The organism is Georgenia sp. 311 (assembly GCF_006151955.1).
Classification (GTDB): domain Bacteria; phylum Actinomycetota; class Actinomycetes; order Actinomycetales; family Actinomycetaceae; genus Oceanitalea; species Oceanitalea wutianyii.
In genome coordinates, this window is record NZ_VDFS01000030.1 from 12,403 (window position 1) to 30,066 (window position 17,664).

General features: G+C 75.1%; 16 protein-coding genes. 7 read left to right on the forward strand and 9 right to left on the reverse strand.

Annotated elements, in window-relative coordinates:
• Positions 1–31: 31 nt before the first annotated feature.
• The 4 genes from FHE66_RS05440 to FHE66_RS05455 form a co-directional block, all read right to left on the reverse strand.
• A complete protein-coding gene (locus tag FHE66_RS05440) occupies positions 32–904 on the reverse strand; it encodes a hypothetical protein (protein WP_139071965.1) in 873 nt (290 codons plus the stop codon).
• Positions 905–969: 65 nt separating this feature from the next.
• On the reverse strand, positions 970–2,514 hold the full coding sequence (locus tag FHE66_RS05445; RefSeq protein ID WP_139071966.1) for a 5-oxoprolinase/urea amidolyase family protein: 1,545 nt from the start codon (positions 2,512–2,514) through the stop codon (positions 970–972).
• Positions 2,511–3,266, reverse strand: a complete 756-nt coding sequence (locus tag FHE66_RS05450; RefSeq protein ID WP_139071967.1) for a LamB/YcsF family protein — start codon at positions 3,264–3,266, stop codon at positions 2,511–2,513. Before FHE66_RS05450 ends, FHE66_RS05445 begins: the two co-directional genes overlap by 4 nt.
• A 33-nt stretch (positions 3,267–3,299) precedes the next feature.
• A complete protein-coding gene (locus FHE66_RS05455) occupies positions 3,300–3,872 on the reverse strand; it encodes a GNAT family N-acetyltransferase (RefSeq protein WP_139071968.1) in 573 nt (190 codons plus the stop codon).
• A 185-nt stretch (positions 3,873–4,057) separates the two neighbouring features.
• Here FHE66_RS05455 and FHE66_RS05460 point away from each other — a divergent pair, with 185 nt between their 5' ends.
• Positions 4,058–4,366 carry a hypothetical protein gene (locus FHE66_RS05460; protein WP_139071969.1) on the forward strand — a complete coding sequence of 103 codons (309 nt, stop codon included), beginning with the start codon at positions 4,058–4,060 and terminating at the stop codon, positions 4,364–4,366.
• Between the two features lie 27 nt (positions 4,367–4,393).
• Here the strand turns inward: FHE66_RS05460 and FHE66_RS05465 are convergent, their stop codons facing one another.
• Positions 4,394–4,792: a YccF domain-containing protein gene (locus tag FHE66_RS05465; RefSeq protein WP_139071970.1), complete on the reverse strand. Its 399-nt coding sequence runs from the start codon at positions 4,790–4,792 to the stop codon at positions 4,394–4,396.
• Positions 4,793–4,841: 49 nt separating this feature from the next.
• Between FHE66_RS05465 and FHE66_RS05470 the strand changes: the two genes are divergently transcribed.
• The 4 genes from FHE66_RS05470 (at position 4,842) to FHE66_RS05485 (ending at position 9,849) form a co-directional block, all read left to right on the forward strand.
• Positions 4,842–6,386, forward strand: a complete 1,545-nt coding sequence (locus FHE66_RS05470; RefSeq protein WP_139071971.1) for a molybdopterin-dependent oxidoreductase — start codon at positions 4,842–4,844, stop codon at positions 6,384–6,386.
• A 225-nt stretch (positions 6,387–6,611) separates the two neighbouring features.
• Positions 6,612–7,889, forward strand: a complete 1,278-nt coding sequence (locus tag FHE66_RS05475) for a PP2C family protein-serine/threonine phosphatase (protein WP_139071972.1) — start codon at positions 6,612–6,614, stop codon at positions 7,887–7,889.
• Positions 7,890–8,188: 299 nt separating this feature from the next.
• Positions 8,189–9,067, forward strand: a complete 879-nt coding sequence (gene ppk2, locus FHE66_RS05480) for a polyphosphate kinase 2 (RefSeq protein ID WP_139071979.1) — start codon at positions 8,189–8,191, stop codon at positions 9,065–9,067.
• 53 nt (positions 9,068–9,120) lie between these two features.
• Positions 9,121–9,849, forward strand: a complete 729-nt coding sequence (locus FHE66_RS05485; RefSeq protein ID WP_139071973.1) for a molybdopterin-binding protein — start codon at positions 9,121–9,123, stop codon at positions 9,847–9,849.
• Here the strand turns inward: FHE66_RS05485 and FHE66_RS05490 are convergent.
• Entirely contained in the window at positions 9,846–10,760 is a 915-nt protein-coding gene (locus FHE66_RS05490; RefSeq protein ID WP_139071974.1) for a Gfo/Idh/MocA family protein, read from the reverse strand. The two genes, FHE66_RS05485 and FHE66_RS05490, sit on opposite strands and share 4 nt — an antisense overlap.
• Positions 10,761–10,882: 122 nt before the next feature.
• Here FHE66_RS05490 and FHE66_RS05495 point away from each other — a divergent pair, with 122 nt between their 5' ends.
• Positions 10,883–11,947 carry a PIG-L family deacetylase gene (locus tag FHE66_RS05495; protein WP_139071975.1) on the forward strand — a complete coding sequence of 355 codons (1,065 nt, stop codon included), beginning with the start codon at positions 10,883–10,885 and terminating at the stop codon, positions 11,945–11,947.
• A 10-nt stretch (positions 11,948–11,957) separates the two neighbouring features.
• Positions 11,958–13,670 carry a cell wall metabolism sensor histidine kinase WalK gene (locus FHE66_RS05500; RefSeq protein ID WP_139071976.1) on the forward strand — a complete coding sequence of 571 codons (1,713 nt, stop codon included), beginning with the start codon at positions 11,958–11,960 and terminating at the stop codon, positions 13,668–13,670.
• A gap of 234 nt (positions 13,671–13,904) precedes the next feature.
• On the opposite strand, the gene FHE66_RS05505 is transcribed toward FHE66_RS05500, so the two are convergent.
• The 3 genes from FHE66_RS05505 to FHE66_RS05515 are packed head-to-tail and all read right to left on the reverse strand — an operon-like array spanning position 13,905 to position 17,205.
• Positions 13,905–14,918, reverse strand: a complete 1,014-nt coding sequence (locus FHE66_RS05505) for a serine hydrolase (RefSeq protein WP_176554667.1) — start codon at positions 14,916–14,918, stop codon at positions 13,905–13,907.
• A 50-nt stretch (positions 14,919–14,968) separates the two neighbouring features.
• Positions 14,969–16,417: a cell wall metabolism sensor histidine kinase WalK gene (locus FHE66_RS05510; protein WP_255303609.1), complete on the reverse strand. Its 1,449-nt coding sequence runs from the start codon at positions 16,415–16,417 to the stop codon at positions 14,969–14,971.
• On the reverse strand, positions 16,414–17,205 hold the full coding sequence (locus FHE66_RS05515) for a response regulator transcription factor (RefSeq protein ID WP_139071977.1): 792 nt from the start codon (positions 17,203–17,205) through the stop codon (positions 16,414–16,416). Before FHE66_RS05515 ends, FHE66_RS05510 begins: the two co-directional genes overlap by 4 nt.
• Positions 17,206–17,664: the final 459 nt, after the last annotated feature.

Consider the following 17,664-nt stretch of genomic DNA (forward strand, 5'->3'; position numbering starts at 1 on the left):
GGGCCGGGGTGGGCCGCGGGCCGGAGATCCGTCACACGGTGCCGAGGCGGGGCACTCCCCTGGCCTCGGTGAGCTCCGCACGGGTGGCCGGGCGGCCCGTCGTGCGGGCCACCTCCGCCGAGGCGGCCGCGTTGTCGAGGAGCTCCTGCAGCGTGCCGGCCACGAGGGTGCGCAGGTCCTCGCGCGCGTGGACCCCGAGGAGACCCCCGGACCACAGCGCGTCGAGGACCCCCGCGACGAAGGCACCGTGGTCACCGCCGTGGTCGCCGCGGACCTCGGCCGTCGTCCCGACGGCGTTGGTGGCCCGCGCCCCGTCCGCACCCGTGACGACGACGACGGACGGACCGGCGGTGAGCCAGCGGCGCACGGTGGAGGCCGCCTCCTCGCCCGGGTGGAGGCGGGCGAGGTCGCCGGCGGCGACGGTGACGACGTCGGCGCGGGCGAGGAGCGCCTGCACGCGTGACTCCTCGGCGCCCTGGGGCACGGCGTAGCTCACGGTCGCACCGGACCTGTAGACGTCCACGGCCTCCGGGCCGCGGACGGGGTCGACGTCGCCGACGTGGACGACGAGCGGGCTGTTCGTCGCGGTCGGGGCCCTCCGGGGGACCTGCTCCGGCGAGACGCGCTCGACCGTCCGGCCGAGCGCCTCGAGGCCCTCGGCCACCCGGGACGCCGGGCTGTCGGTGGGCGCGCCGGGCTCGAGGGCGACGTACGCCGGCGCCTCGGGCGCGCGGCGGTCGGTGAGGGTGGGGGTCGGGCCCCAGCCGACGCTCGTGGGTGGCTTGGCGCCGTCCCCGAGCGTCGGGTCCTCGCTGCGGCGACGCAGCGTGCGGGCGTCGGGGGCGCGCGGTGACGGGACGGAGGTCGCTGCCTCCCGGTCCGCGGGGTGGGTGTGCTCGGCCATCGGTCCTCCTCGTGGTCGGTTCCGTCATCGAACCTACGGGCCGACGCCGAGCGCGCAAGGCGGGGCTAGCGCAGCCGGAAGCGGACCCGGTCCCCCGGCCGGACCTGGGCGAGCGTGTCGAGGGCGGCGTCGCGCACGACGGCGACCACCGGGTACCCACCGGTCACCGGGTGGTCGGCGAGGAAGACGACCGGCTGACCGTCGGCCGGGACCTGGACGGCGCCGGCGACCGTGCCCTCGCTCGCCAGCTCGGCGTCGTCGGCGCGGTCGAGCGCGGTGCCCTCGAGGCGGACCCCGACCCGGTTGGAGCGGACGCCGACGGTCCACTCCTGCCCGAGCAGCCGCTCCACGGACTCCGGGGTCACCCAGTCCTCCCGCGGCCCGAGCGTCACGGGCACCTCGAGGACGTCGCCGGGCGCCGCGGCTACGCGCGGCGGCTCGGACCGGGCGACGGCGGTGCCCGGGGGCGGCCCCACGGGCAGGACGGTGCCGGTGGCGAGCGGGGCGGGACCGGTGCCGGAGAGGACGTCGGTCGACCGGCTGCCGAGCACCGGGGCGACGGCGAGGCCGCCGCGCACCGCGAGGTAGACGCGCAGGCCCGCGTCCGGGTGCCCCACCCGCAGCTCCTCGCCGTCGTAGAGCGCGAACGGCTCGTCGGTGGGTGGCGTCCGCGCGACCGAGCCGTCGCGCAGCGCGGTGAGCGGGGCCCGCGCCCCGCTCACCGCGAGGACGTGGTCCCCCACCGCCCGCAACGCCAGCCCACCGAGCACGGTCTCGACGACGGCGGCCTCCCGGGGGTTGCCGACGAGCCGGTTCGCCTGCCGTGCCGACCCGCGGTCCGCCGCGCCCGACGGGCTCACGCCGAGGTCGAGCCGGCCGGGCCGGCCGAGGTCCTGGACCAGGCTCTGGGTACCGGCGGCGAGGACGACGAGGGCCGGGCCCTCATCGGCGACGGGTGCGGCGGGCGGGGTGGGGACCACCGCGGTGACGACCTCGCGGACGGCGCGGAAGCGCACCCGTGCACCGGGGCGCAGCAAGGCCGTTGGGTCGCGGTCGAGGTCCCACACCGGGGCGGCGGTACGCCCGAGGAGCTGCCAGCCGCCTGGGGAGCGCCGGGGGTAGACGGCGGAGAAGTGACCCGCGAGGCCGACCGCCCCCGCGGGCACGGCGGTGCGCGGGCGCGCGCGGCGCGGCACGTCGAGCGCCGCGTGCTCACCGACGAGGTAGGCGAAGCCGGGCGCGAACCCGCCGAACGCGGCCGTCCACACCTGCCCGGTGTGGGCGGCGACGACGGCGTCGGCGCTCATCGCCGTGAGCGCGGCGACCTCGGCGAGGTCGGCGCCGTCGTAGACCGTGTCGACCCGGACGACGTCGCCCTCCGGCCGGGCGTCCGCGGCGGCGGGCAGGTCGCGCAGGAGCGGGACGAGGCGGTCGCGGGCGCGCCGGTCGGCGGCTCGGACGAACAGCGTGCGGGCGGCGGGGAGCACCTCGAGCTGCCCGGGCAGCGGCGCCGCGGTGAGCACGGCGTGCAACCCGAGGACCTCCCCGAGGTCGGCGCACTCGACGAGCAGCGCGCGCTCCCCCGCGTGGCGCACGGTGCGCGGTGTCACCGGAAGCCGGTGACCGGGACGCCGGCGGCGTCGAGGGCCGCGCGCGCGGCCGTGGCGACGGCGACCGCGCCGGGCGTGTCCCCGTGCACGCACACGCTCTGCGCCGGGACGTGGATCGTCGTCCCGTCGACCGCCTCGACGGTGCCGGTCGTGGCCAGGCGCACGACGCGTGCGGCCACCCGGGCGGGGTCGGTGATGACCGCCCCGGGCCGGGAGCGGGGCACGAGGGTGCCGTCGGGCTGGTAGGCGCGGTCGGCGAAGGCCTCGGGGACCGGCCGCAGCCCGGCCTCGCGGGCCTCCTCCTCGATGACGGTGCCGGGCAGCACGAGGATCGGCAGGTCCGGGTCGACCGTCCGCACCGCCGCGGCGACGGCGCGTGCCTGCGCCCGGTGGTGGGCGATCGCGTTGTACAGCGCCCCGTGCGGCTTGACGTACCGCACGAGCGTCCCGGCGGCCGCGGCCATGGCCTGCAGCGCCCCGATCTGGTAGATCACCTCGTCGACGAGCTCGCCGGGGTCGACGTCGATGAACCTGCGGCCGAAGCCGGCACGGTCGCGGTAGGAGACGTGGGCCCCCACGTCCACGCCCGACGTCGCCGCGGACAGGCAGGTGCGCCGGGCGGTGCTCGCGTCCCCGGCGTGGAACCCGCACGCGACGCTCGCGCTCGAGACGAGCCGCAGGATCGCGGCGTCGTCCCCGGTGGCGCGGGGACCGAGGGACTCGCCGACGTCGGCGTTGAGGTCGATCGGCATGGGGCTCCTTCCCACCGGGAGGATACCGGCGCCTCAGCGCAGGTCGAGGCGCATGAGGACGCGCGGGAATCCGGCGAGGACGGAGGTGGTGTCGGCCGCCTTGGTGAACCCGGCGCGCTCGAAGACGTGGCGGGTGCCGACGTAGGCCATCGTGAGGTCGACCTTGGCCCCGCCGTTGTCCACCGGGTACCCCTCGACGGCCGGCGCGCCGTAGGAGCGGGCGAGGTCCACCGCCCCGGCGAGGAGCGGGTGGACGATCCCCCGGCCCCGGTGGCCGGGGCGCACGCGCAGGCACCACACCGACCACACGTCGAGGTCGTCGACCCGCGGGATGCGGCGGTTGCGCGCGAAGCTCGTGTCGGCCCGCGGGTGCACCCCCGCCCACCCCACGACGTCCTCACCGTCGTAGGCGAGCACGCCCGGTGGCGGGTCCTGCGCGACGAGCTCACGCACCCGCTCCCCGCGCGCCGTGCCACGCAGCGCGAGGTGCTCCCGCGAGGGCAGCCGGTAGGACAGGCACCAGCACACGTTGGCGTCGGGCCGCTTGGGTCCGACCATCGTCGCGACGTCCTCGAAGACGACCGCCGGGCGCACCTCGATCGGCATGGGGACATCGAACACCGCGGCCGCGACCGGGGCCAGGGAAATGGTGAGCCGAACCACGTGCGACCTGCCGGTGGCGTGGCGTGAGGAGTCGTCACCACGGGTGAGAATGAGGCCGAAACCGGCGAGGGCGCGCGACGCCCCGGCGGCGCGTCTCCCCCGCCCAGAGTCACCGGTGGAGGTGTGTCTTGACGATCCGTCCCGAGCTCGAATCCGAGCAGTCGACGACCAGCCAGGTCGGGTCGATGCTCGTCACGTTCCTCATCGTGGCGGCCCTCGTCCCCGGAGCCCTCGTGCTCGCCCTCACGTGGGGGGTGCGCGCGATCGCCGCGGGCTGGGGCGCCGTGCTCGGCGGGCTGCTGCTCGCCGCCGCGTGGCCGGTCATCGTGCCCGCGTGGCGCGAGGTGACCGGCCGTGAGCCGGGCAGGTTCCTGCGGCTCCCGGGCTGGGTGTGGCTCGGCGTCGCCGGGACCCTGGGGTGCCTCGTCCTGTTCTGAGTGCCGGGCTCGTCACCGCTCGGCCGGTCAGCGACCGGGGTAGGCCCGCGGGCCGTTCACCGGGACGATCTGCTGGCCGAGCGGCACGAGCGCGAGGGGCACCATCTTCCAGCAGGCGACGCCCAGCGGGATGCCCACGACGGTGAGGCACAGGAGGAAGCCCGCGACGACGTGCGCCAGGGCGAGCTCCCAGCCGAGCACGAGGATCCACACGACGTTGCCGATCATCGCCAGCGCCCCGGCGTCCTGCCGGAAGACCGCCCGGCGCCCGAAGGGCCACAGGACGAAGCTCGCCAGCCGGAAGGAGGCGATGCCGAACGGGATCGTGACGACGAGGGCGCAGGCGATGACCCCGGCGACGACGTAGGCCAGCGCGAGCCACCAGCCGGCGAGCAGGAGCCAGAGGATGTTGCCGATGGTCCGCATGCCCCCACGGTAGCGAGGCCCGAGTCGCGGCGCAGTGCGACGATGGGGCATGGTCCGGCACTCCCCGGTGGAGGCCGCGGCGGCCGGTCTGGCCTCCGGGGCGGTGACGCTCGGCGTCGCCGAGGTCGTCGCCGGGCTGCTCGTGCGGGTGGTCGGCACGGACGGCACGCCCTCCCCGCTCCTCGCCGTCGCCGACTCCTTCGTCGACCGCACGCCGGCCTGGCTCAAGGACGCGGCGATCGCGGCGTTCGGCACCGGCGACAAGGCGGCGCTGATCGTCGGCACGGGCGTGGTCCTCGCCGCCCTGAGCGCAGGGCTCGGCCTGCTCGCACGGCGCCGGCGGGGCCTCGCGCTGGCCGGTCTCACGCTGCTGTGCGTGGTGGCGCTCGCGGCGGTGCTCACCCGGCCGGGCGCGGCACCGGCCGACGCCGCGCCGACGGTGCTCGGCGGGGGCGCCGGCCTGCTCGTTCTGGTGGCGCTGTTCCCCGGCCCGTCGGCCGCACGCGCCCCCACCCCCGCCCCCGACGGCCCCGGGCGACGGTCGGTGCTGGTCCTCGGCGGGTCACTCGCCGTCCTCGGGGTGCTCGGCATCGTCGCCGGCCGCGTCCTCAGCGGGGCCGGTGAGGTGGTGCGGGCGGCGCGCCGGGCGTTCGTCGTCCCGTCGGTCGCGGTGCCGGTGACGGTCGACCCGGCCGCGGAGCAGGGCGTGCGGGGGCAGCCGCCCTTCCGCACGCCCAACGCGGAGTTCTACCGGATCGACACGGCGCTCGCCGTGCCGCAGGTCGACCCGGCCGCGTGGCGGCTGCGGGTGCACGGCATGGTGAGGCGCGAGGTCGACATCGACATGGCCGACCTGCTCTCCCGCCCGATGGTCGAGGCGCTCGTCACGCTCACCTGCGTGTCCAACCCGGTGGGCGGGGACCTCGCCGGCACGGCGGTGTGGACGGGCCTGCCGGTGAGTGAGCTCCTCGCGGAGGCCGGCCCGCTGCCCGGCGCGGACATGGTGCTCTCGACGAGCGCGGACGGCTGGACGGCGAGCACGCCGCTGGAGGTGCTCACCGACGGACGCGACGCCGTGCTCGCCGTCGGGATGAACGGGGAGCCGCTGCCCCCCGAGCACGGGTTCCCGGCACGGCTGGTCGTCCCCGGGCTGTACGGCTACGTGTCGGCGACGAAGTGGGTCGTCGACCTCGAGGTCACCCGGTTCGCCGACGCCGCGGCCTACTGGACCACCCGCGGCTGGGCCGAGCGCGGGCCGGTGAAGACGGCCTCGCGCATCGACGTCCCTCGGGGCCGGAGCCTGCCCGCCGGCCCGACGACGGTCGCCGGGGTGGCGTGGGCGCAGCACCGCGGCATCTCCCGCGTCGAGGTGCGGGTGGACGACGGCGAGTGGCTGCCCGCCGATCTCGCCGCCGAACCCACGGTCGACGCGTGGCGGCAGTGGCGTCTCGCGTGGGAGGCGACCCCCGGGCGTCACACCCTCACCGTGCGTGCCACCGACGGGACCGGGGAGACGCAGACCTCGGCCGAGGCGCCGCCCGTGCCGGACGGCGCCTCGGGGTGGCACTCGGTCGTGGTTGACGTGGAAGGCTGAGCTCGTCGTGGGTCGGCTCCGGGGCCAGGGCTGCCTGCCCCTTCGACGTCGCTGACGCGGTACTCGGACGCGGCGTCCTCACCTGGCGGGTTGGCCGCGGTCCTCGGTGCCGGTCACCGCCTGGACGACGGTCGTGCCCACGTTCTCGTCGAGGACCCGCGCCAGGTCGTGGATGTCGAGCCCACCCTGCGAGATCCGCGCCGCGGCCTGGGATACGGTCCGACGATGGCGCGCGTTCAAGAGGTTGACATCTCGGCACTGCTCTCGGCGGCGGAGGACGTCCCTCCCGCCGAGGCGATCTCCGCCGTGGCCGAGGCGTTGCACGAGGCGCTCGGTGTGCAGTCCGCCGCGTTCCTCATCGCCGACGCCGCGGGCAGCACGCTGGTCGACCACACCCACGCCGGGACCCGGTTCGACCTCGACGGCACCACCCCGGGGCGGGCCTGGCGTGAGCAGCGGATCGTCCAGGACGGGGACGGTCGCGCGTACGTCCCCGTGACCGTCCGGGGCGACGCCCTGGGGGTGCTTGCCGTGACGCTGCCCGGGCACGACGCCGACCCGGACGCCGAGACGGGCGAGGAAGGCACCCTCGCCCCGGGGACGGCCACGCAGCTGGCCGCGGTCGCGCACGCGCTCGGCTACGTGCTCATCGCCAATCAGCGGCACACCGACACCTACGAGACGGCCATGCGGTCGGCGGAGTTCACGCTGCCCAGAGAGATCCAGCGCCGCCTGCTGCCGCCCGGGTTCGTCTGCGAGGGCGGGTCCTTCACGATCGCGGGATGGTTGGAGCCCTCGGCCAGCGCCGCGGGAGACTCCTTCGACTACGTCGCCTCCTCCGACCGGCTCACGGTCTCCCTCACCGACGCCACCGGGCACGACCTCAGGGCCGCCATGATGGCCACGCTCACGGTCAACGCGCTCCGCAACACCCGCCGAGCAGGCGCCGGTATCGTCGAGCAGGCGCACGCCGCCAACCGGGCACTCCTGGCCCAGAACCGCGCCGACGTCGGGCAGGACGCCTACGACACCGGGGTCCTCGGCTCCTACGTCACCGGGATCCTCCTCGAGATCGACATCCAGGGGTCGGCCGAGCCGCACCGCGGTGCCGACCACACGGTCGCCCGGATCATCAACGCCGGGCACCCAGGAGCCCTGCTGCTGCACGACGGACGCGTGACCAGCATCGCTCCGGCGAACAACCCCATGCTGGGGCTGCGCGAGCACGACTTCCTGGTCCAGGAGATCGACCTGAGCCCGGGCGACCGGCTCCTGCTCATGACCGACGGCATGCTCGAACGCAGCGCCGCCGCGTTCGACCTACCGGGCGCCTTGCGCGACACCGCTGACCAGCACCCACGCAACGTCGCCCACGACATCGCCCGGATCTTCCTCGACACCGTGGGCACCGAGATCAAGGACGACGCCGCTGTCCTGCTGCTCGAGTGGCACGGCGGCCCCACGAGCCGCTCCACCGGCAGCGGCGCAGACGACGCCCGCTAGGCACCCTGCGCCGCGGACGCATCTGTCTCATCGCCGACGCCACTCGCGCCGGCGCCGCCGACCAGACGGTCGTGCACGACCGGGAGAGCGACACCACCCTCGTCGGTGACTGGAACGGGGACCAGAGCGACACCATCGGCATCCGCCGCGGACCAACCCCGGTCACGCCCTCCAGTCGTGGCGGAGGCCTTCGTCGTCGCGCGCAGCGGGCCGTGCGGCGGCAGAATCGGGAGATGGCCACCGCGAAGAAGCCCGCCGCCACGAAGCAGCCCTCCGGCTCGAAGGAGCCGACTGCCACGATGGAGCAGGAGGCACCGTCCTCCGAGGTCACCGGGTTCCGCACGACGAAGATCCCGAACAAGATCTACGAGGCGGAGCTCTACCGGCTCCAGGGTGAGCTCGGGAAGCTCCAGGCGTGGGTGAAGGACACCGGTGCGCGCGTCGTCGTCGTCTTCGAGGGTCGCGACGCCGCCGGGAAGGGCGGGACGATCAAGCGGATCACCGAGTACCTCTCCTCCCGCGTCGCCCGGATCGCCGCGCTGCCCGCGCCCACCGAGCGCGAGCGCGGACAGTGGTACTTCCAGCGCTACATCCAGCACCTGCCCGCGGCCGGGGAGATCGTCCTGTTCGACCGCTCCTGGTACAACCGCGCCGGCGTGGAGAAGGTCATGGGGTTCTGCACCCCCGAGGAGCACAAGCGCTTCCTGCGCCAGTGCCCGATCTTCGAGCAGATGCTCGTCGAGGACGGTGTCCACCTGCGCAAGTACTGGTTCTCGGTGTCCGACGACGTCCAGCTCGAGCGGTTCCGCAAGCGGCTGCACGACCCGCTGCGGCAGTGGAAGCTCTCCCCCATCGACCTCGAGTCGATCACCCGCTGGGAGGACTTCTCCCGGGCCAAGGACGAGATGATGGTCCACACCGACACCGCCGTCGCCCCGTGGCACCACGTCGCCTCGGACTCCAAGAAGCAGGCCCGGCTCAACATGATCCACCACCTGCTCGCCTCCCTCCCCTACGTCGAGGTGCCCCACGACAAGCCCACGCTGCCCAAGCGTCCGCAGGGCACCGGCTACCAGCGCCCGCCGATCGAGGTGTCCTCCTACGTGCCGGACTGGGCCTCCACGCTCGTCGAGGACCCCTCGCTCGACGACGGCGCCAGGTCCCGCAGCAAGGGCTGACGCCGGCGCGGACGGGGCGTGCGCGCGGCGCGGCGGCCGGGCACGCTGGGCGCATGCCGAACCCCACCGCCGCCATGCTCGTCATCGGGGACGAGATCCTCTCCGGTCGCACCCGCGACGCGAACGCCTACCACCTCGCCGGGCAGCTCACCGCCGTGGGCATCGACCTGCGCGAGGTGCGGGTCGTCCCGGACGACCACGACGTCATCGTCGGCGCGCTCCACGCCCTGCGCGACGGCTACACCCACGTCTTCACCTCCGGCGGGATCGGCCCGACGCACGACGACATCACCGCCGACGCCGTCGCCGCCGCGTTCGGGGTGGGGATCGCCGTGCGCGACGACGCGCGCGCCCTGCTCGAGGAGGCGGCGGCCCGCCGTGGCACAGTCCCCTCACCGGAGCAGCTGCGCATGGCGCGCATCCCCGACGGCGCCACACTCATCGCCAACGACGTCTCCGGAGCCCCGGGGTTCAGCCTCGGCAACGTCCACGTCATGGCCGGCGTCCCGAGCATCTTCCGGGCCATGCTCGACGCCCTCCTGCCCGGCCTGCAGGCGGGTGTCCCACGCGAGTCCCGAGAGGTGCGTTTCGAGGTCGGGGAGAGCCGGGTGGCGGGCCCGCTGCGTGAGCTCGCCGAGCGGACCCCGGCGCTGAGCTTCGGCTCCTACCCCTTCAGTGACGGCCAGGTGCGGGGCACGACCGTCGTCGTGCGCGGGACGGACGCCACCCTGCTCGACGACGCCATCGCCCGGCTCGAGGAGATCCGCCGCGCCGTGTCCTAGCCCTGGCCCGTCACGGCCTCGGCCGCCTCGACGACGCGCTCGCACAGCTCATGGGTCGCCAGGGCGTCCGTCGCGTCGAGGATCCGGCCGGCCGCGACAGCGGAGAGGAACTCGGCACACATCGCGTCGAAGCCGCGCAGCGCGGTCGCCGGGCGCCAGCCGTCCCGTCGGGTGAGCCGCTCCTGGCCGGCGAGGTCGACGATGTCGGCGAGGTCGACCACCTGGCGCCGCCGCCCGTCCCCGACGACGTCGAGCACCTCGTGCGACATGCCCGCCGTCCAGCTCATCACCCCGGTCGCGAGCCGGCCGTCCTCCCCCGTGAAGTGGACGGCGAGCCGCCGGGCGGTACCGCCGCCCCCACCACGCACCGAGACCGTGAGGTCGGTCAGCGTGGAGGGCACGAGGAATCGCAGCGTGTCGAGCACGTGGATGAAGTCGTCGAAGACCATGGCGCGAGCCGGCCCCAGCGGGTGGGAGCGGTGCTTCTGCAGGGTGACGACGTCGAGGTCCGGCCACTCGGCCAGCGCCCGCACGGCGGGCGCGTGGCGGCGGTTGAAGCCCACGGCGAGGGACACCCCGAGCCTGGTTGCGAGCGACACCAGCGCGGCCGCCGTGGCATGGTCCTGCGCTATCGGCTTGTCGACGAGCACGGGGACCCGGTGCCGCAGCAGCGTCTCGACGACCTCGGGGTGGACCGCCGTGGGGGCGTGCACCGTCGCGGCGTCCAGGCCCGTGGCGATCGCGTCGTCGAGGGACGTGAAGCGCTCGGCCACCCGGTACCGCTCACCCACGGCGTCCAGGGTGGCCCGCCGGCGCGACACGAGGACGGGGGTGACTCCCGCCGTCGCCGCCAGCACGGGCAGGTAGGCCTTGCCGGCGATGTCGCCCAGGCCGATGACCGCGACGCGCATGAGGTTCTCCGTTCGGGTGGGGCGACCCGGCGAGCCTAGCGCCGCTGCGGACGTCGTTGCGCGCGCCTGCGCCGTCGGCGGCGCGTACGGTGGGAAGCGTCCGGCGGGAAGGGAGGGCAGCCGTGGTCCAGACCTTCCGCGCGCTCGTCCTCGAGGACGACCCTGACGCAGCGACGCTCCTGCGGGTGGCCCTCGAACGGCACGGCGGGTTCGACGTCGACACCGTGGTGTCGGCCGAGGACGCGCTCGCCGCCCTGCGCGCCAGGACCTACGACGTCCTCCTCAGCGACATCGAGCTCCCCGGCCGTTCCGGGCTGGACATCATCCCCGAGGTGCGGACGATCGACCCGACGCTGCCGGTCATGATCGTCACCGCCTACCCGACCTTCGACCACGCGGTCGAGGCGCTGCGCGGCGCCGCCGACGAGTTCCTCGTCAAGCCCGTGTCCACGGCCCTCATCGTCCGGCGCGCCGGCGAGCTCGCCGAGCGTGCCCGGGCCGAACGGGCTTCCTCGCGCGAGCGGGTCCTGGCCATCGGCGCCCACCCCGACGACGTCGAGATCGGCGTCGGCGGGACCCTCGCCGCGCACGCCGCCGCCGGTGACGAGCTCGCCGTCCTCACCCTCTCCGGAGGTGCCGTCGGCGGCGCGGTGTCCGCGCGCCGGTCGGAGGCCGCAGCGGCCGCGGCCGTCGTCGGCGCCCGGCTCATCCACCTCGACTTCCCCGACACCCGGCTCGATCCCGCCGGGGGCGTCATCACGGCGATCGAGGAGGTCGTCGCGGAGGTGGAGCCCGTACGCATCTACACCCACGGGGTGCACGACCGCCACCAGGACCACCGTGCGGTCCACGAGGCCGTCCAGGTCGCCGCGCGGGCGGTGCCCGGCCTGTGGTGCTTCCAGAGCCCGTCCTCGACGGTCGCCTTCGCCCCCAACCGCTTCGTCGACATCGACGGCTTCCTCGACACCAAGCTCGAGATGCTCGCGGCCTACGAGTCGCAGCGTCACCGCGACTACATGCAGCCCGACGTCGTGCGGGCCGCGGCCCGGTACTGGTCACGGTTCAGCCCCGCCGGGCTCGTCGAGCCCCTCGAGACGGTCCGTGCGGCCGAGGCACTCATCCCGCCACCCGCGCCGGACGCGACGTACGCGGGGCAGGGGCACGGCCCGCTCGACGCTGCCGACTGACCGGGCGCTCGTGTCCAGGGACCGGGTCACCGCCGACACCTACCGGAGCGCGTGGTCCGGGGACGCCGCGATCGGGCAGCGGCAGATCCCGGTCACGATCGGTGTCGTCGTCGCCGCGGTGGTCCTGCTCACGACCGACAGCGCGGGCGACGAGACCCTCGTCCTGGCGGCCACCGCGGTGGTCGTGCTCCTCCAGGTCGTCACCGCGGTGCTCGACTGGACGCGCTGGCCGGAGTGGCTCGGCTACGTCCCTCCGCTCGTCCAGATGGCCGCGATCGCCGTGCTCGACGTCGGTGCGGGCCTGGACCAGATGGTGTTCGACGTCCTGCTCATGCTCCCGGTCCTCGGGCTCGCCGCGCGGCCCGGCCGCACCGCGCTCGCACTCGCGCTGGGCGGCGCGACCACGGTGCTCCTCGTGCCCGTCGTCCTCGACGAGGGCCGTGTCCAACCTGTCCTGCACCTCATCGTCACGCTCGTCATCGTCGGGCCGATCGCGCGCGGGGTGCACACGATCGTCGGGGTGTCGCGCCGGCAGGCGGAGGACCTGGCCGCCGCAGGCCGCGCCCTCGCGCAGACCGCGCAGGAGCTTCGCGACTCCCGGGACACCCTCGCGGGCATCCTCGCCGCCGCCACCGAGCAGGGGTTCGTCGCGACCGACGCCCGCGGCTCCGTCGTCTCGGCGAACACCGGCGCCGAGCGGATCTTCGCGAGGCGCACGGCCGACCTCCTCGGGCGCGACGTCGCCGAGCTCGTCGCCCCGCAGGCCCCCGCGCCCTACGCGGACGAGGGGCCCGCGGAGGCGCCCGCCGAGGGCGTGCGCCGGCTCATCGCCGAGGCGGCGGCGAGCGGCAGCGCGGTCGCCGAGTGGGACGGGGTGCTGCCGGACGGGTCTCGCCGCGACCTCGAGCTCGTCGTCACCCCCCGGGCTGCACTCTCGGGGGCCGCGCCCGAGCTGCCGGCGGGCTACCTCTTCGTCGCGACCGACGTGACGAGGCGGCGCGCGGAGGAGAGCGCCCAGGACGAGTTCATCGGCCTCGTCAGCCACGAGCTGCGCACGCCCCTCGCCTCCATCCTCGGCTACGTCGAGCTGCTGCTGCTCGACGACGAGACGATGGCTGAGGAGCACCGGGCCTACCTCCAGGTGGTCGCGCGCAGTGCGCACCGGCTCCAGGGCCTCGTCGACGACCTCCTGGCCAGCGCCCAGATCGTCGCGGGCGAACCGGTGCTCCGGCCACAGGAGACCGACGCGGCCGAGGTCGTGCGTGACGCCGTCGCCGCCGAGCAGCCGACGGCGCGGGCGCTGGGGGTCACGGTCCACGTGCGCGGCGACGCCCGGGCACCGCTCACCTCCGACCCCCAACGGCTGACCCAGGTGGTGACCAACATCGTCAGCAACGCGGTGAAGTACAGCTACCGGGGCGGGGAGGTCGAGGCGCGGGTGGTCACCGAGCCTCCGGCGGACGGGTCACGCCGGGTACGCATCAGCGTCCGGGACCACGGCCGCGGGATCGCCGCGGACGAGCTCGAACACGTGACCGAACGCTTCTACCGCACCCGCGACACCCGCCGGCTCCGGGTGCGCGGCGTGGGGCTGGGACTCTCGCTGGTGCGCACCCTCGTCGAGCAGCACGGGGGGACGATGACGATCACCAGCGAGCCCGGCGAGGGCACGCAGGTCGACGTGCTCCTGCCCGACCTGCCGCCACCCGACGACGACGCGTGACGCACCGGTTCCTCAGCCCGGTGCGCGTCCACGGCCGCCGCGACGTCCCGGCGCTGCGCGTCGAGGAGCACGACGTTCCTCTGGGACACCCCTGGGCGTCATGGGGACGCCCCCTGGAGCACACCGCCGTGCCGCAGAAGGGTGTCCCAGGGAGGTCGGCCCTCGACCCGTCGGCTGCCGCACACGCCCGGCGTGCCCAGCGGGACCGCCCCGGCGGTGCGACGCGGGAGCGGCTCAGCGGACGTGCGCGTCCACGGCCTCCGCGAGCGTGCCGATGACCGGCCACGCGCCCTCGGAGCTGTTGCCGAGGACGCTCACGGTCGTGCGGGACTCCACGAGGTGCGTCGAGCGGAAGGACACACCGGCGTCGTAGCCCTCGAGCACGAGCGCCGGCGCCGTCTCGTGCAGCCAGAAGCCCATGCCGTAGCGCATGTCCTCCTCCGGCACGTCGTTGCGCGGGCGGGTGAGGGTCTCCACGCCCTCGGGCGAGATGATGCGGCCGTCGAGCAGGGCGCACCAGAAGCGGTGGAGGTCCGCGGCCGTGGTGAAGGCGCCGCCGTCGCCGTTGCCGAGCACGGGCAGGTGGAGGGTGTTCGTGAGGTCGCCGTCGTCGTGGACGTAGCCCACGGCGACGTCCCCCGGCAGCGCGTTGAGCGGCAGGAAGTCCGTCCGCTCGAGGCCGGCGGGCTCGAGCACGAGCCGGCGCACGACGTCGTGGTAGGTCTCGCCCGTCACCCGCTCGAGCACGACGGCGAGGACCACGTATCCGCTGTTGCAGTACGCGAACCGCTCCCCCGGCGCGAACTTCTGCGCACGCCCCTCGAGCAGCGGCAGGAAGGCGGTCGCCGTCGTGAGCGTGTGCGAGGGCACCGTGAGCACGTAGTCGACCGGCTCCCAGTCCGAGTCCTCGTCGAGGTAGTCGCCGATGCCCGAGGTGTGGCTGAGCAGGTGCTCGATCGTCACGGCGTCGTCGATCAGCGGCAGGTCCTGCCCGAGCAGCTCGCGCACCGGCTGGTCCAGACGCAGGACGCCGTTCTCCACGAGGCGCATGACGGCGAGCGCCGTGAACGCCTTGCTTCCGCTGGCGACCGCGAGGCGGGTGTCCACCGTCATCGGCAGCCGCAGTGGGCGGTTCGCGTGACCCGCGGCGCGTTCGAGCACGCGGCTCTCGCCGACGTCCACAGTCACCACCCCGGAGAAGGGGGAGGCGGTGAGCGCCTCGTCGAGGGCGTTCGCGTCGATGTCCACGGGTGGCGACGCTACGGGAGCCGCCGCGGCCCGCGCAGCGGAAGTACGCCTCAGTCCGCCGGCGCGGCCGGGAAGGACACGGTGAAGACCGTGCGTCCCGGGACGCTGTCCGCGGCCACCCGGCCCGCGTGGGCGCGCACGACGGCGTCGACGATCGCCAGGCCCAGGCCGGTGGAACCGGTGCCCGGGCTGCGTGCGGCGTCCCCGCGGGCGAAGCGGTGGAACAGGCGGGGCAGCAGCTCGGGCGCGATGCCCGGGCCGTCGTCCTCCACGCGCAGCTGGACGGTGTCTCCCTCGCACCGCACGGACGTCGTCACGGTCGTCCCGGCCGGGGTGTGGACGCGGGCGTTGGCGAGGAGGTTGGCCAGGACCTGGCGCAGCCGGTCCTCGTCGCCGACGACGAGCGCCGGGCCGCTCACCTCCGGGTCGGGCAGGTCCAGGCGCCACGTGTGGTCCGCGCCCGCGACGTGCGCGTCGGCGACGGCGTCCACGGCGAGCACGGCGAGGTCGACCTCCTCCCGGGCGAGCGGACGCCCGGCGTCGAGGCGCGCGAGCAGGAGCAGGTCCTCGACGAGCGTCGTCATGCGGGCCGACTCGGACTCCACCCTCCCGATCGCCTGCTCGGCGCCCTCGGGCAGCTCGCCGGGCAGCCGGCGCAGGAGCTCGGTGTAGCCGCGGATGGAGGCGAGCGGCGTGCGCAGCTCGTGGCTGGCGTCGGCGACGAACTGGCGCACCTGGGTCTCGCTGTCGTGCCGCTGGCGCAGGGCGTCCTCCACGTGGGCCAGGAGCCGGTTGAGGGCAGCACCCACCTGGCCCACCTCGGTGGCCGGGTCGGTGTACCGGGCGGGGACCCGCTCGTCGAGGGCGACCTGGCCCTCGTGGAGCGGCAGCGAGGCGACCGTGGTCGCGGTGGCCGCGACCTCGTCGAGCGGGCGGAGCTGGCGCCGTACGAGCAGCCCGCCGGCGGTCGCGGCACCCGCGACGGCGACGAGCGCGATGCCCGTCTCGGCGGCGACGTAGTCCTGGACGGTGTCGTCGACGTCCTCGGTGGACAGGCCGGTGACGACCCTGCCGTCGTCGACGTCCGTGACGGCGAGGGCCCGGTAGCTGCCGAGGTCACCGAGGTCGACGGTGGCAGGGGCGCCGGGGTCGACGTCGAGCAGGCGCTCGACCTGCGCGGTGGTGAGCGGCAGGAAGGTGCCGTCCTCGCCGATGTAGCCCGACAGCGTCCCGTCCGGGCCGACCGAGACGCTCACCGTGCCGGTCCCCTGGCCGGGGACGTCGAGCCCGGGCGGCGGGCCGCCGGCGTCGCGGTGGCCGCGCAGGTCGTGCTGGGCGCCGAGCGCGCGCTGGCTGGAGGCGAGCAGCCGCTGGTCGAGCTGGGACATGAGCGAGTCGCGCAGCGCGAGCGCGGACAGGATGCCGGTGGCGAGGGCGACGGCGAGGACGAGCCCGACGAGCACGGCGATGACGCGGCGGCGCAGTGGCCAGCGGCTCACCGGTCCTCGCCCCCTTCGGCGTCCGCGGCGTCCTCCGTGTCCTCGGCGTCCTCGGCCGGCTTGAGGACGTAGCCCACCCCTCGCACGGTGTGGATCATCGGGGCGCGTCCGGTGTCGATCTTGCGCCGGAGGTAGGAGATGTACAGCTCGACGATGTTGGCCCTGCCGCCGAAGTCGTAGTGCCACACCTGGTCGAGGATCTGCGCCTTGGACAGCACCCGGCGCGGGTTGTGCATGAGGTGGCGGAGCAGCTCGAACTCGGTGGCGGTGAGCGAGACGGGTTCACCGGCGCGGGAGACCTCGCGGCTGTCCTCGTCGAGCCGCAGGTCCCCGACGGTGAGGACGTTGCGCTCGTCGTCCGCGCGGGTGCCCGCACGGCGCAGCAGCGCCTGCAGCCGGGCGACGACCTCCTCGAGGCTGAACGGCTTGGTCACGTAGTCGTCGCCGCCGGCGGTGAGCCCGGCGACCCGGTCCTCCACGGCGTCCTTGGCGGTGAGGAAGAGGACGGGGACGTGCGGGTGGAGGGCACGCAGGCGCTCGAGCACCTCGAGGCCGGAGAGGTCGGGGAGCATGACGTCCAGGACGACGACGTCGGGCCGTTCGCGGCGGGCGAGACGGACGGCGGCGTGGCCGGTTACCGCGGTGTCGACGTGCCAGCCCTCGAAGCGGAGCACGGTGGCGAGCAGGTCTCCGAGGGCGGGTTCGTCGTCGACGACGAGTGCCCGGACGGGTGAGCCGTCCGGGCGGGTGAGGACCGGCCCCGGGGCGGGCGTGGTGGAGGAGGACATGCCCCCATGGTCGCGCCGTGCGATGGAGGATCCCTGAGCCCCTCCTGAACGTTCCCTGAACACCCCGCCCGCGCACCCCCACCCCGCTCTGGGACGCCCCCTGGCGCCCTCGGACACCCCGTGCAGCGGGGTGCGGAGCCGCATAAGGGTGTCCCAGAGGCCTCCCCAGGAGGCTCCTCGCGAGGTCTGCCTCACGCCGTTCCGGCGCGCGCGTCCGGCACGGCTGACTGTGCGCCCGTTGGGACGGGCGCACCGTGGATCTCCTGGACGCACAGTGCAGGAGTGGGGCGCACGGTGCAGCTCCCGGGCGCACGGCGAGCGATGACGGGGCGCGCCGAGCACCGGCCGGCACGCCCCTCCTCCTCTGGGACACCCCTTGGCGCCCTCGGACGCCCCGCGCAGCAGGCTGCGAAGCCGCAGAGGGGTGTCCCAGAGGAGGAAGTTCTCCGGGACACCCCT

Coding starts and splice junctions, on each gene's coding strand:
- FHE66_RS05440 (WP_139071965.1), bottom strand. CDS start 904: ATGGCCGAGCACACCCACCCCGCGGACCGGGAGGCAGCGACCTCCGTC.
- FHE66_RS05450 (WP_139071967.1), bottom strand. CDS start 3,266: ATGCCGATCGACCTCAACGCCGACGTCGGCGAGTCCCTCGGTCCCCGC.
- FHE66_RS05455 (WP_139071968.1), bottom strand. CDS start 3,872: ATGCCGATCGAGGTGCGCCCGGCGGTCGTCTTCGAGGACGTCGCGACG.
- FHE66_RS05465 (WP_139071970.1), bottom strand. CDS start 4,792: ATGCGGACCATCGGCAACATCCTCTGGCTCCTGCTCGCCGGCTGGTGG.
- FHE66_RS05470 (WP_139071971.1), top strand. CDS start 4,842: ATGGTCCGGCACTCCCCGGTGGAGGCCGCGGCGGCCGGTCTGGCCTCC.
- FHE66_RS05475 (WP_139071972.1), top strand. CDS start 6,612: ATGGCGCGCGTTCAAGAGGTTGACATCTCGGCACTGCTCTCGGCGGCG.
- ppk2 (WP_139071979.1), top strand. CDS start 8,189: ATGGAGCAGGAGGCACCGTCCTCCGAGGTCACCGGGTTCCGCACGACG.
- FHE66_RS05485 (WP_139071973.1), top strand. CDS start 9,121: ATGCCGAACCCCACCGCCGCCATGCTCGTCATCGGGGACGAGATCCTC.
- FHE66_RS05490 (WP_139071974.1), bottom strand. CDS start 10,760: ATGCGCGTCGCGGTCATCGGCCTGGGCGACATCGCCGGCAAGGCCTAC.
- FHE66_RS05515 (WP_139071977.1), bottom strand. CDS start 17,205: ATGTCCTCCTCCACCACGCCCGCCCCGGGGCCGGTCCTCACCCGCCCG.